The 14,046-nt window shown below is 68.6% G+C and carries 11 protein-coding genes; all 11 read left to right on the top strand.

Features of this window, described 5'->3' with window-relative positions; genetic code table 11:
• Nucleotides 1-23 precede the first annotated feature (23 nt).
• The 11 genes from ABD768_RS23750 (at nucleotide 24) to ABD768_RS23700 (ending at nucleotide 14,045) form a co-directional block, all read left to right on the top strand.
• Nucleotides 24-905 carry an alpha/beta fold hydrolase gene (locus ABD768_RS23750; protein WP_344844147.1) on the top strand — a complete coding sequence of 294 codons (882 nt, stop codon included), beginning with the start codon at nucleotides 24-26 and terminating at the stop codon, nucleotides 903-905.
• 11 nt (nucleotides 906-916) lie between these two features.
• A complete protein-coding gene (locus ABD768_RS23745; protein WP_344844144.1) occupies nucleotides 917-1,537 on the top strand; it encodes a class I SAM-dependent methyltransferase in 621 nt (206 codons plus the stop codon).
• 8 nt (nucleotides 1,538-1,545) lie between these two features.
• Entirely contained in the window at nucleotides 1,546-2,481 is a 936-nt protein-coding gene (locus tag ABD768_RS23740; RefSeq protein WP_343970613.1) for a LysR family transcriptional regulator, read from the top strand.
• Between the two features lie 95 nt (nucleotides 2,482-2,576).
• Entirely contained in the window at nucleotides 2,577-3,326 is a 750-nt protein-coding gene (locus ABD768_RS23735; protein ID WP_343970610.1) for an SDR family oxidoreductase, read from the top strand.
• Nucleotides 3,323-4,213, top strand: coding sequence for an SDR family oxidoreductase (locus ABD768_RS23730; RefSeq protein ID WP_344844139.1), 891 nt, complete (start codon nucleotides 3,323-3,325; stop codon nucleotides 4,211-4,213). Before ABD768_RS23735 ends, ABD768_RS23730 begins: the two co-directional genes overlap by 4 nt.
• Before the next feature lie 2 nt (nucleotides 4,214-4,215).
• A complete protein-coding gene (locus ABD768_RS23725; RefSeq protein WP_344844137.1) occupies nucleotides 4,216-5,109 on the top strand; it encodes an amidohydrolase family protein in 894 nt (297 codons plus the stop codon).
• 300 nt (nucleotides 5,110-5,409) lie between these two features.
• The gene (locus tag ABD768_RS23720; protein WP_344844135.1) at nucleotides 5,410-7,869 is read left to right on the top strand and encodes an MFS transporter; all 2,460 of its coding nucleotides are present in this window, start codon (nucleotides 5,410-5,412) and stop codon (nucleotides 7,867-7,869) included.
• A 188-nt stretch (nucleotides 7,870-8,057) separates the two neighbouring features.
• The gene (locus tag ABD768_RS23715; protein ID WP_344844133.1) at nucleotides 8,058-9,374 is read left to right on the top strand and encodes an SWIM zinc finger family protein; all 1,317 of its coding nucleotides are present in this window, start codon (nucleotides 8,058-8,060) and stop codon (nucleotides 9,372-9,374) included.
• Nucleotides 9,371-10,768: a DUF5691 domain-containing protein gene (locus ABD768_RS23710; RefSeq protein ID WP_344844131.1), complete on the top strand. Its 1,398-nt coding sequence runs from the start codon at nucleotides 9,371-9,373 to the stop codon at nucleotides 10,766-10,768. The genes ABD768_RS23715 and ABD768_RS23710 overlap by 4 nt, the downstream gene beginning before the upstream one ends.
• Nucleotides 10,765-11,871, top strand: a complete 1,107-nt coding sequence (locus ABD768_RS23705; RefSeq protein WP_343970595.1) for an ATP-binding protein — start codon at nucleotides 10,765-10,767, stop codon at nucleotides 11,869-11,871. The genes ABD768_RS23710 and ABD768_RS23705 overlap by 4 nt, the downstream gene beginning before the upstream one ends.
• Entirely contained in the window at nucleotides 11,868-14,045 is a 2,178-nt protein-coding gene (locus ABD768_RS23700; RefSeq protein WP_344844128.1) for a DUF5682 family protein, read from the top strand. Before ABD768_RS23705 ends, ABD768_RS23700 begins: the two co-directional genes overlap by 4 nt.
• Nucleotide 14,046 lies beyond the last annotated feature (1 nt).

Below are 14,046 nucleotides of genomic sequence, written 5' to 3'. Positions count from 1 at the left end.
CGGCGCGCGGCAGGCTTCGGGGTGTGACAGACGAAATGACTATCCCCGGATTCGGCTACCAGCGCATCGAGGTCGCCGACGGCGTCTCGCTCAACGCGGCCGTCGGCGGCCAAGGCAGCCCGATCGTGCTCCTCCACGGCTTCCCGCAGACCCACCTGATCTGGCGGCACGTCGCCGCTTCGCTGGCCACCGACCACACGGTGATCTGCCCCGACCTGCGCGGGTACGGCGACAGCGACAAGCCCGCGGAGACCGACGGTACGACGTACTCGAAACGCACGATGGCCGCCGACATCGTGGCGCTGGCCGAAGCTTTGGGGCACTCCCAGTTCGCGCTGGTCGGGCATGACCGCGGTGCGCTCGTGGCGTTCCGGGCCGGACTCGACCACCCGGACAAGATCACCCACCTCGCTTGTCTCGACGTGCTGCCGACCTTGGACATGTGGGACGCGATGCACGGCGTCAACGCGGCCGTCGCCTTCCACCTCTACCTGATGGCGCAGCCACCCGGCCTCCCCGAGCAACTGATCGCCTCGGCTCCCGACGCCTTCTTCGGCTACTTCCTGGACCTGTGGATCAAGGACCCGGCCGCGATCCCGACCGACGTCCGCGCCGCCTACCTGAAGGCATCACGCGAAGCGATCCCGTCGATCGTCGCCGACTACCGGGCCAGCGCCGGCGTCGACATCACCCACGACCGCGAAGACCTTGCTGCCGGCAACAAATTGACCATGCCCGTCGCGGTGGTCCAGCAGGACTGGGGCTCCGCACTCGGCTTCGACGCCGCCGCCCTCTGGTCCGCCTGGGCTCCCAACCTCCACCACTCCACCACCACCGCCGGCCACTTCATGGCCGAAGAGTCCCCCGAAGAAATCACCAAGACGATCAGATCCCTCACCGACTAGCCTCCCGAGCTATGGACAACGAGGCGGCCAAGGAGTTGGTACGGCGCGGGTACGACGCGCTGTCCGCCCGCTACGACGAGGCTTTCGACGGCGAATCGAAGTACGGGCCCTGGCTGGCGGAACTGCTCGACCGCCTCTCCGGACCGAGCCGCATCCTCGACCTGGGATGCGGCTCGGGAATCCCGGTGGCGCTCACGCTGGCCGAGGCCGGCCACCAGGTGACCGGCGTCGACATCAGCGAAGTACAGGTCCAGTGGGCGCGCGAGCGTGTTCCAGCGGCGACCTTCCTTCAAGCAGATGCCGCGCAGTTGGAGTTTCCGGCCGCAGGGTTCGATGCGGTGGTGTCGTTCTATGCGCTCATCCACATTCCGCTGGACGAGCAGCAGGGGTTGTTGCGCAAGATCGGTGAGTGGGTACGGCCCGGCGGGCTCTTCGTGGCGACCGTCGGTGCTGCCGCGTGGACCGGGGCCGAGGAGAACTGGCTCGATGGGGGCGTGCCCATGTGGTGGAGCCATGCCGACGCTGGGACGACTCGGGGGTGGGTCGAGGAGGCGGGGTTGGTGGTGGAGCGTGAGGAGTTCGTCCCCGAGGGGGTCGGTGGGCACGCGCTGTTGTGGGCCGTGCGGCGCTAATCTCTGGCATGGAGTTGCGGCAGTTGGAGTACTTCGTGGCCGTGGCGCATGAGCGGAGTTTTACGCTCGCGGCGCGGCGGCTGCATGTGGTGCAGAGTGCGGTCAGTGCGGCGATCGCGACGTTGGAGAAGGACCTCAAGGTCACGCTGTTCGAGCGGAACGCGCAGCGCGTCGTACTGACTGAGGCCGGTACTGCGCTGTTGCCCGAGGCGCTCGCGGTGATGGATGCGGTGCAAGGGGCTCGGGATGTGGTGGACGAGCTGGGCGCGGGGATGCGCGGGACCGTGCGAGTCGGGCTGCTGCCTGGGCTCGGGCTGATCGACCTACCTGCGGCGGCTGGTGAGTTCAGGCGGCGGTACCAGAACGTCGAACTGCAGTTGCGGGTCGAGCCCGAGGGGTCGGCCGGGGTGATCGTCGGGCTGCGCAACGGGGACATCGACGTCGGCTTCCTCGGGGTCGGTGCGGGCAGCGTGCCGCGCGAGCTGACCGCCTGGGAGCTGCTGAAGGTGCCGCAGGTGCTGGCCGTGCCGACGGGGCACCGGCTTGCCCGGCGCCGGTCCGTCACGCTGGCCGACCTCGCCGACGAGGCCTTCGTGGACTTCCCGCCGGGGTTCGGCACCCGGACGCTGATCGACCAGAAGTTCGAGGCGGCGGGGATCGAGCGGCACGTCGTGGTGGAGGCGCTCGGTATCGACAACGGCGTGCAGTTCGTCCGGCACGGTGTCGGCCTCGGCATCCTGCCCGGGTACGCCGTCGCCGGTGACGAGAAGATCCGCTCGGTCCCGATCGTCGGCGAGGCCTTCCAGTGGTCGCTCTACGTGGCCACCCTGCGGAAGCGGAAGCCGTCCGCGGCGCTCCGGGCCTTGCTCGGCCTGGTCACCGCACACCTCCAGCGCCCTGCCGGGACCGAGGTCGGCCGTGATCTGATGGATCAACAAAACTGATCTGCCCATCGAGATGAGTCGTTGGACTTGATCCATCTCCCGCCGCAAGATCTAAGTGTCAGGACATACACGACACCGAGATCTGGAGCAGGACGATGACTGAGAACACAACCACCACCGAGCGGGTCGCGATCGTGACCGGTGGCTCGCGCGGAATCGGGCGGGAGACCGCCGGCCGCCTCGGGCGGGACGGATACGCCGTGGTGGTGACCTACAGCGGCAGCCCCGCCGAGGCCGACCAGGCCGTCAAGGAGGTCGAGCAGGCCGGCGGCCGGGCGATCGCGGTCCAGGCCGACGTCGCCGACGAGAACGCGGTGAAGGCGCTGTTCGACCGGGCCGAGGAGACCTTCGGCGGAGTCGACGTCGTCGTCCACGCGGCCGGCATCATGCCGCTGTCGCCGCTGAGCGACCTCGACCTGGACGTCTTCGACCAGGTCATCCGGACCAACCTGCGCGGCACCTTCGTGGTCGACCAGCAGGCCGCCCGCCGGGTCCGCAGCGGCGGCGCGATCATCAACCTCTCCAGCTCGCTCACCAGGCTGGCCCGCCCGGGCTACTCGGCGTACGCCGCATCCAAGGGCGGCGTCGAGGCGATCACCCTGATCCTCGCCCGCGAACTCCGTGGCCGCGACATCACCGTCAACGCGGTCGCTCCCGGCCCGACCGCGACCGCCATGTTCTTCGACGGCAAGCCGCAGGAACTCGTCGACCGGATCGCCGCCGAGCCCCCGCTGGAGCGTCTCGGCCAGCCCGAGGACATCGCCGAGATCGTCCACTTCCTGGCCGGCCCCGCGCGCTGGATCAACGGCCAGGTCATCTACGCGAACGGCGGCTCCGCGGCATGAGCAAGGTGATCCTGATCAGCGGTGCTTCGAGCGGCTTCGGCGCCCTCACCGCCCACGCGCTCGCCGACGCGGGCCATATCGTGTACGCCGGAATGCGCGACCTCGCCGGCCACAACGCCTCCGCAGCAGCCGAGGCCAAGCAGTACTCCGAAGAGCACCGCGTCGACCTCCGCGTTGTCGAGCTTGACGTCAGTACCGAGGAATCGGTCGAGCAGGCCGTGCAGACGGTGATCGCCGAGCAGGGCAAGCTCGACGTACTGATCCACAACGCCGGCCATATGGTCCTCGGCCCGGCCGAAGCGTTCACCCCGGAGCAGCTGGCCGACATCTATGACACCAACGTCATCGGCACGCAGCGACTCAACCGGGCCGCTCTGCCGCACCTGCGTGAGCAGCGCGACGGGCTGGTCGTCTGGGTCGGTAGCTCGAGCACCCGCGGCGGCACCCCGCCGTACCTGGCTCCGTACTTCGCGGCGAAGGCCGGTATGGACGCACTGGCCGCCAGCTACGCGCTGGAGCTGGCGAGGTTCGGCATCGAGACCACCATCATCGTGCCTGGTGCCTTCACCAGCGGCACCAACCACTTCGCCCACAGCGGCAGGCCATACGACGTGGAGGTGGCGGCCGCGTACGACGAGAAGTACGCCGGCCTGATGGACCAGGTCTCCCAGAAGCTGGCGGAGCTGGAGCCCTCGTGGGCCGACGTGACTGAGGTGGCCAAGGCGATCGTGACCGTGGTCGACACCGAGAAGGGGCGTCGCCCGTTCCGCGTGCACATCGACCCGTCCGAGGATGGCGCCGCAGTGGTCAACCCGGTGGCCGACCGGGTCCGCGCTGAGCTCCTGCGCCGGATCGGGCTCGACGACCTGCTGCACCCCGCGGTCTGATCATGGGACTCATCGACGTCCACGCGCACTTCCTGCTTCCCGAGTACGTCGCAGCAGCCGAGCGGGCCGGGCATGTCCGGCCCGACGGGCTGCCTGCCTGGCCGGAGTGGAGTGTGCAGTGGCACCTGGACCTGATGGACAGCACTGGGATCGCCAAGTCGGTGCTCTCGGTGTCGTCGCCAGGGGTCCACTTCGGGGACGACTTCCGGGCGCAGGTGCTCGCACGGCGGGTCAACGAGGCAGCGGCTGAGTTGGGGCGGCAGTACCCGGGGCGGTTCGGGTTCTTCGCGAGTCTGCCGTTGCCGGATGTCGATGGAGCGCTGGTGGAAGCGCAGTACGCGCTGGACGTGTTGCGGGCGGATGGCGTCGTACTGACTAGCAATGCAGGTGGGCAGTACCCGGGAGACCCGTCGTGGGATCAGCTGTGGCGGGAGTTGGATGCGCGGTCGGCTGTGGTGTTCCTGCACCCGACTTCGCCGCCGCAGTGGCGGCAGGTTGCGCTGGACCGGCCGCGGCCGATGATCGAGTTCCTGTTCGACAGTACGCGAGCAGTCGCAGACCTGGCGTTGACTGGAATCTTCAGGCGCTTCCCGAAGGTCCAGTTCATCATCGCCCACGCCGGTGGAGTCTTGCCGCTTCTAGGCGACCGCCTCGACCTCTACGCTCCCGACCTGCCCAGCATGACGCCTCAGTTGCGGGAGCTTTGGTACGACGTCAGTGGCACCCCGGTGGCCGACACCGATCGTCTCCTCTACGGCAGCGACTACTGCTTCACCCCGGCCTCGGCAGTCGTCGCGCAGATCGCTGCCCTCGACCAGTCCTCGGCCGCCGTCGACTGGCGCACCCGCACGACGGCGAACGCGGTACAGCTACTCGGCGAACGCGTCGGCGTATGAGCGCTCCGGGCCCTCGCTCGAGCCTGCCCGATTCCTGAGACGAGCCTGCCTGCGGAAGCGTTTCCAGGCGTACAGTTCGGAGCTGTTGAGTAATCAACAAGAAGCCCCGGTGGTGCTGTCAGGGCCCGCCGGGGCCTCTCACGGTGACCGGGCTTATCGTTGGGTCCTGCAACCAAATACGTTCACTGCCGGGTGAGGCTTCGCCGTACGGCGAAGTGCCGGCCGTACTCCTCCGCCCCGGGGCAGCTCGATCAGCTGCGCCGGCCTGATCGACCCAGCGCGCAGGAGAACGGACCCACGATGTCTGCCACCGAGACCTTGGCACCGCCCGACGCAGGACCCGCCGCGATACCAGCAGCTGTCGGGGATCCGGCGCTGACGCATCGGGAGATCCTCGAGATTCTGGCCGGGCTGCTGGCCGCGTTGTTCACCGCGATCCTCAGCTCGACCATCGTCAGCAACGCACTGCCGACGATCATCGCCGACCTCGAGGGGTCGCAGACGCAGTACACGTGGGTGATCACCGCCAGCCTGCTCGCGATGACGGTGTCGACACCGGTCTGGGGCAAGCTCTCCGACCTGATGAGCAAGAAGCTGCTCGTCCAGTTGGCGATCACTTTGTTCGTGATCGGGTCGGTGCTGGCGGGGATGGCGCACAACGTGCCGTTCCTGATCGGTGCGCGGGTGCTGCAGGGGCTGGCGATGGGTGGCTTGATGGCGCTGGCCCAGGCGATCATCGGGGCGGCGATCCCACCGCGGGATCGAGGGCGGTACTCCGGGTACATGGGCGCGACGATGGCGTTGGCGACCGTCAGTGGGCCGCTCATCGGTGGGGTCATCGTCGATACGTCCTGGCTGGGGTGGCGTTGGTGCTTCTACGTCTGCGTGCCGTTGGCTGTGATCAGCCTGGTGGTGTTGCAGCGCTATCTGCATCTGCCGCTGGTCAAGCGTCGGGTGCGGATCGACTACCTCGGCGCTTTGCTGATCAGTGGCGCGGCCAGTTTGCCGTTGATCTGGGTGTCTTTCGCGGGTGCGCACTTTCCGTGGTGGTCGTGGGAGACGGGCGCGTATCTGGGTGGTGCCTTCGTACTCGCGCTGCTGGCGGTCGTCGTCGAGAGCAAGGCGAGCGAGCCGCTGGTGCCGATGGGTGTGGTGCGCGAACGGACCACGGCGCTGGCGATCGTGGCCAGTCTTGCTGTCGGTGTGGCGATGTTCGGTAGTGCTGTGTTTCTTGGGCAGTACTTCCAGTTGGCTCGCGGATACAGCGCGACCGAGGCTGGGTTGCTGACGATTCCGATGATGTTCGGGTCGTTCTTGGGGTCGGTCGGGGCCGGGCAGTTGATCACGCGATTCGGCAAGTGGAAGCGGTACCTGGTTCTTGGTGGGTTGTTCCTTGCGGCGGGGCTCGGGGTGCTCGGCACGATCGATCACACCAGCCCGTACTGGTACATCGGCCTCGGCATGCTCGGCATGGGCATCGGGATGGGCATGATGATGCAGAACCTCGTACTCGCCGTCCAGAACACCGTCGACGTCAGCGAGGTCGGCGCCGCCAGCGCGTCGGTGACCTTCTTCCGCAGCCTCGGCGGTGCTGTCGGTGTCTCCGTGCTGGGGGCGGTACTGGCGACGCGGGTCAAGGACCTGATCACCGAGAACATCCGCGCGCTCGGCCCGGACGGTGCCGCGGTCGGACGGGCATTGCAGGACGGGTCGGGGACGAGTGTGCTGGATGTCGGGTCGTTGCCACCGCAGTTGGGTGAGATCGTCAGGCACGCTTATGGCGATGCGACCGGGCGGATCTTCCTGATCGCAGCCTGCTCCGCTGTGGTCAGCCTGCTTGCGGTGCTGTTCATCCGCGAGGTGCCACTGCGTCGTACTGTCGGAATGACGGGTGACGCGGGCGCGGTACCGACCGATGGTGCCGATGTGGCGGACGGCCCGTCAGGCGCTGCCCCTGGCCTTGGCAGCGCTCGGGCTGGGGGTGCGGGTGCGGTACCGATGCCGAACGATCCAGCTGCGCGAGCCGCCGTTGTCGCGCTCGACGTGATCACCTCGGCCGAACGGACCGCTCGCGAACGTGAGCGCGAGGCGAGCGAGCGCGTGCAAGCGGCCGCAACCGTCATCCGTCAGATGCGCACCGACGTAGCCGACCTCTTCACCCGAGTCGACCAGCAAATCGCCGACCTGGAGTCGACCCTCCCGGTCCCGGTCGACCCGTCCAACCCGGCTGCCGCCCTCCTGAGCGCCCAACGCCCCAACGACGACCTGGTCGACGAACTCCGCCGCTACGAACTCAGCGTCCTCTCCGCCAGCCAACGCACCGCCGACCACCTCCGCGAGACCGCCCGCACCGAGGCCGACGAACTCCTGGCAACAGCTCGCGAGGAGGAGGAAGCAATCCGCCACCGAATCGCCGAGCTCGAAGCAGTAGAACAACGCCTCCTGAGCACCATCCGAGACGGCCTCTCCAACACCCCCACCCCACCCGCAGCCCCACCCTCATCCATCACCAACCCCCACGGGACCAACCCCAACCACGCCCCCCACCGAACCCAAGGCGAGGCCGACCACGCCGCCCACGCGCCTCACGGCGAAGGCGATCACGCCGCCCATGCGCCACACGGCGAAGGCGCCCATGCCGCGCGCTCATCCCACGACCACTCACACCACGCAGTCCACCCACCCCAGGCCTCCGCCACCAATGGCTACCCAGCCCAGCAGGACCCCACCCACAACCACGAACGCCAGCCCTTCGGCTGACCCACGACCCGGTACACCCGGCTCAGAACTGCGCACCTTGAACACCGAACCTTGAACACGTAATAACTTGTTCAAGGTCACCGTTCGGTGTTCAAGGTCGCCAGTTGTGGCGCTGGGCGTGGTCGGTTGGTGGGGGTGTCGGTGGTGGGTGGCATGCTCTGCGGGGTAGAGGTTGAGCGGCTGGGGGTGTGGTGGCGGGCTTGGATGTGGAGCAGGTGTTGGCGCTGGCGCCGGATGCTGCTTCGGCTAAGGCTGCTCAGGGGCTGGCTCGGGGGGAGAAGTGGTCCGGGGCGGGGAGCTCCGAGCGGGCGTTGTGGGGGTTGTGTCAGGGGAGTGGGAAGAAGCCGTATCAGACGGCGGTCGATCTGAGCGGGCCCGCGTTCAAATGCTCTTGTCCTAGTCGGAAGTTTCCGTGCAAGCACGCGCTCGGGGTCATGCTGTTGTCGGCCAACCAGCAGTTGACGGAGACGGCTGAGCCTGGGTGGGTGGCCAGTTGGATCGAGGAGCGGGCAGGGCGGGCGGAGAAGGCGGCTGAGAAGGCGGAGAAGAAGCCGGGTGAGGTCGCGGATCCGTTGGCGGCTCAGCAGCGGGTCACGAGGCGGGCTGATCGGGTGTCGGCGGGGATGGCCGAGCTGGAGAACTGGCTGGACGATCAGGTACGCCGCGGCCTCGGCGGATTCGAGCAGCGTGGGTACTCCGAGCTGAGCCGTCTGGCCGCCCGGATGGTCGACGCGCAGGCTCCCGGAGTAGCAGGCGCCGTACGCCGAGCCGCCGCCGTGGTCGGCCGCACCCACGGCTGGCCGGGCGAACTCCTCGAGGAGCTCTCCCTCATCCACCTCATCGTCTCGGCCCACAAGCGTCTCCCCGAGCTCCCACCCAGCCTCGCCGACACCGTCCAGTCCCGCATCGGCTGGACCGTCGAAACCGCCCGCGTCCTCGCGGAAGGCGAGAAGGTCGAAGACGACTGGCTAGTACTAGGCCGAGTGATCGAGCCCGACGACCACCTCACGGTACGACGCCTGTGGCTCCGCGGCTCCACCACTGGACGCCTAGCCCTCATCCTCACCTTCGCAGCCGGCGGCCGCCAGCTAGACCCGCTCCCGGCCCGCCCCGGTGAACTCATCCCCGCAGTCCTCTCCTACTACCCGGGTGCCCTCCCCATGCGAGCCCTGCTGACCCAAACCGCCCCTCGCCTCCCATCACCCCGCCCAGGCGGCCTCAACGCCAAGCAAGCCCTCGCCTCGTACGTCGAATCGCTAGCAGCCGACCCCTGGAACGAGCGCTGGCCGCTAGTCCTCGCAGACGTCCGCCCAACCCCCAACGGCGACAACTGGGCTCTGATAGACGCCAACCAAGACGCACTGGAGGTCCTACCCGGCGTAGACCTCTGGAAGCTCCTAGCCGTCTCCGCAGGTGACCCAGTGACCGTCGCTGGCGAGTGGAACCGAGCAGGCTTCAAGCCGATGACCTGCTGGCACGGCGACCGCCCGGTGATCCTGTCGTGAGGGGCTGGGACGGCCTGGTCAGCTCAGCACTACTCGGTACCGACCGCAGACCACCCCGCTTCGAGGAACTCCCGCCGAAGATCCAGGAGCAGCTGGGCGAAGGCGGCCTACTCGATGCCGCGGCCCTCGCGACCCTCTACAAGCGAGCCGGCCGAGTACCCCTCGAAGGCCTGACCCCACTCCCCGCGACCCAAGGCGAGGACAGCCCCCTCCCCAGACCAGCCGCCATCCGCCGACTCTCCGCCATGCTCACCGGTTTCCAAAGCACCGCGCTGGGCGAGTGGCTCAGAGCAGCGGACGCGAAGGGCTGGGGCGTCCCGCCGGAACTCCTCCCCGCCCTGGCCGATCACGCGCGCAACCGTGCGGAGTACCGGCCGTTGGTGGTCAAGGCGGCCGGGCGGAGGGCGAGCTGGCTCGCAGACCTCAACCCGGACTGGCGTTTCCTGCACGAAGCTGTTGTCGAAGGCAATGATCAGTGGACGCACGGGAATCCGGTCCAGCGGCGCAGTTGGCTGCGGGCGCTGCGCCGGACGGATCCGGCGGCAGCGCTGGAGGCGCTCCAAGAAGTCTGGCCGACCGAACCAGCCCCCACCCGCCTCGACTTCCTGGCCCTCCTCGCCACCAACCTCGGCACAGCGGGTGACGAGGTGTTTCTGGAGCGGGCGTTGGATGATCGGTCGAAGGAGGTTCGGCGGGCGGCGGCTGGGCTGCTGCAGCGGGTTCCGGGGGCGCTCTACGGGGAGCGGATGGCGGAGCGGGTTCACGCGCATCTGATGGTCAGCCAGGGTGTCATCGCCGTCGACCTGCCGACCAGGCTGACCAAGGCCATGGAGCGCGACGGCATCGAGTCGGAGCCGCAGGAGGGATTCGGCAAGCGGGCCTGGTGGTTCCTCCAGATCCTGGCGGCCGCCCCACTCACGACGTACGAACTCGAAGACATCAACAGGCCGGTCGAAGGCTGCTCGCCCGAGGTCCTTCAGGTCGCCTGGGCGCAGGCGACGGTGCGTGAAGGCAACAAAGACTGGGCCCGCGCGCTCCTCCTGGCCAACACCAGAACCGGCGGCCGGGTCGCCGAGCTGCTCAAGATCCTGCCGCCCGAGGAGTGGGTGCCGGCCATCGAGCTCTTGAGAGCCCGCGTAGACATCGCCGACCTGGTCGGCGGCCTACCGGTGCCATGGCCGACGCAGCTGGGCAACGCAGTACTGGACCAGCTGGCCAGGCTCGGCGCTGATCGCCGGCACGCGCGACTCGCGAGCATCGCGGCGCGCGCGGTACCGGCCGAAGTACTGGACCACCCGATCACCCGCGAGCCGACCGGTGAGGAAGACACCTGGCGGCGGCGCCTGATCGAGACCCTGAATTTCCGTCGTGAAATGTACGAGGAGCTGTCATGACAACGAGCCCGGTGAGTCCAGTGGGCCCTGAGGTACTCCGACCGCACGCCGAGGACGAGTACGCCGACGAGCTGGCCGCCCTGGCAGCCACCGACGACCGGACCCGGCCGCCCTCGTGGAAGCTGTCGCCGGCCGCGGTCGTCACCTATCTCCTGGGTGGCAAGGCGGGAGACGTCGAGATCACCCCCAAGTACGTCGGTCCCCGTCGGCTCGTCGAGGTCGCCGTCGCCACGCTCGCGACGGACCGCGCGCTGTTGCTGCTCGGCGTACCGGGTACTGCGAAGACGTGGGTCAGCGAACACCTCGCTGCGGCCATCAGCGGCGACTCGACGCTGCTCGTGCAGGGGACGGCGGGCACGGCCGAGGAGTCGATCCGTTACGGCTGGAACTACGCGCAACTGATTGCCCAAGGCCCCAGTGAGCAGGCACTGGTGCCGAGTCCGGTGTTCCGCGCGATGGCCGACGCGAAGATCGCCCGGATCGAAGAGCTGACCCGGATGCCCTCCGATGTCCAGGACGCGCTGATCACGATCCTGTCCGAGAAGGCGCTGCCGATCTCCGAGCTGGGCACGGAAGTCCAAGCCCGTAAGGGATTCAACGTCATCGCCACCGCCAACGATCGCGACAAGGGCGTCAACGAGCTGTCCAGCGCACTCCGCAGGCGGTTCAACACGGTCGTACTTCCGCTGCCCGACGACGCCGAGGATGAGGTAGGCATCGTGTCCCGCCGGGTCGCGCAACTCGGCTCGTCGCTCGAGCTGCCGCAGCAGGATGACGCGCTGGAGGAGATCCGCCGCGTCGTCACCGTCTTCCGCGAGCTGAGGTCCGGCCGGACAGAAGACGGCCGTACCGCCGTCAAGTCACCGTCAGGCACCCTCTCGACTGCCGAGGCGATCAGCGTCGTCACCGGTGGACTCGCCCTGGCAGCGCACTTCGGCGACGGCGTACTCCGGTCGAACGACGTCGCCGGTGGCATCCTCGGAGCCGTGGTGAAGGACCCGTCGGCAGACCGGGTGGTCTGGTCGGAGTACCTCGAAACCGTGGTCCGCGAGCGCGACGGCTGGGCCGACTTCTATCGCGCGTGCCGGGACATCTCAGGATGACCGTCCACCTCTTCGGCATCAGGCACCACGGTCCCGGGTCCGCCCGGGCGCTCGCGGCTGCCCTGGCGGAGTTGCAGCCGGACATCGTGCTGATCGAGGGACCGCCCGAGGCCGACAAGGTGGTCGAGCTCGCGGCCTCGGCGGAGATGGTGCCGCCGGTGGCGTTGCTCGCTTATGCGGCGGACGATTCGACGCGGGCCGCCTTCTGGCCGTTCGCGGTGTTCAGTCCTGAGTGGCAGGCGATCAGGCACGCGTTGGCGGCCGGCGTACCGGTGCGGTTCTGCGATCTGCCGGCGGCCTATCAGTTCGGGAGCTCAGGACGGGAAGACCGGCGGGGAGCATCGGCGGACCCGCTGGCGACGCTGGCCGCGGCGGGTGGGTACGACGATCCCGAGCGTTGGTGGGACGACGTGATCGAGCACCGGCGCGACGGCGCCGAGCCGTTCACGGTGATCGCCGAGGCGATGACCGAACTGCGCCGTGGTGAAGAGACGACCGGCCGCGAGGCGCAGCGCGAGGCCTACATGCGCACGACCCTGCGCAAGGCGATCAAGGAAGGCTTCGAGCGGATCGCCGTCGTCTGCGGCGCCTGGCACGTGCCGGCACTGCAGATTCCCTTGCCCACGGCAACGCATGACCAGCAGATCCTGAGAGGCCTGCCGAAGCGCAAGGTCGCCTGTACGTGGGTGCCGTGGACGCATGGCCGGCTGGCCACGGCCAGCGGGTACGGGGCCGGCGTCACCTCGCCCGGTTGGTACCACCACCTCTTCACCGCCCCCGACCAGATCACCACCCGCTGGCTGACGAAGGTCGCCCAGGTGCTCCGCAAGGAGGACCTCCCCGTATCGAGTGCGCACGTCATCGAGGCTGTACGCCTCGCAGACGCCCTTGCTGCGTTGAGAGAACGCCCCCTCGCCGGGCTGAGCGAGGTCACCGAGGCCACTCGGGCCGTGATGTGTGGCGGCAACGACGTACTGCTCAACCTGGTCACTCGCGAGGCCGTGGTCGGTGAGCTGCTGGGCGAAGTACCGTCCGAAACTCCTCAGGCACCGGTTGCGGCTGACCTGGCGGCGCAGGCCAAAACGCTCAGGCTGAAGCGAGACGCCGCCGAGCGGGTCATCGAGCTGGACCTGCGCAAGCCGAACGACCTGGCGAAGTCGCGCCTGCTGCACCGGCTCCGCATCCTCGGCATCGACTGGGGTCTGCCGACAGCGGACGAGCGCCGCAACCAAGGCACCTTCCGCGAGAGCTGGAAGCTCGCCTGGGACCCCGGCCTCGAGGTTGATCTCGTCGCCGCCGGCGCCCACGGCACGACCGTGCTCGGCGCGGCCACGACGACGATGCTCAAGGCCGCCGAGGATTCAGCAACCCTCGCCGAGGTGACCTCCGCGTTGGAGCGCTCGCTGCTGGCAGACCTCAATGACGCGCTGCCGACCCTGCTCCAAGGCGTCGACACCCGCGCCGCCAAGGACGCCGACGTCGGCCACCTGATGGCCGCGCTCCCCGCCCTCGCAAGATCAGCCCGGTACGGCGACGTGCGCGGCTCATCTGCCGAAGGTCTGGGCCTCGTCGCCGGCCGCATGGTCTCGCGCGTCTGCGCAGGCCTCGGCCGAACCGTCCACGGCCTCGACCCCGAAGCTGCCGCCAAGGTCCTCGAACTCATCGACGACGTCCAAGACGCGACTGCCCTCCTCGCCGAGACCATCCGCGAAGAATGGCTCACAACCCTGCAAGGCCTCAGCGACCGCCCATCCGTACCGCCGCTGATCGCCGGCCGTCTCACCCGCCTGATGCTCGACACCTCCCGACTGGAAGCGACGGAGGTCGCCCTGAGGCTCGGCCGAGCCCTGTCTCCTGGTACGCCGACAGCCGACGCGGCCGGCTATGTCGAGGGCTTCCTGGCCGGTGGTGGCCTCCTCTTGGTCCACGACGAACGCCTACTCGCCCTGGTCGACACCTGGCTCGCGGCGATCCCCGATGACGCGTTCCTGGAGGCATTGCCCTTGCTCCGCAGGACTTTCGGCACCTTCGCCTCACCCGAACGACGCTCGATCGGCGACCGTGCCCGCGCCCTCGCCGACCCGGCAGCCGCCGTCGTCGCCGACGACAACGAGCTGGATTCGTTGCTGGCGGCATCGGTCCTGCCCGTCGTCAAGCGATTGCTGGGGGTGTGAC

Origin of the sequence: Kribbella ginsengisoli (assembly GCF_039537185.1) — a bacterium.
Lineage (GTDB): Bacteria > Actinomycetota > Actinomycetes > Propionibacteriales > Kribbellaceae > Kribbella > Kribbella koreensis.
This window is presented reverse-complemented; position numbering and strand designations above follow the sequence as displayed.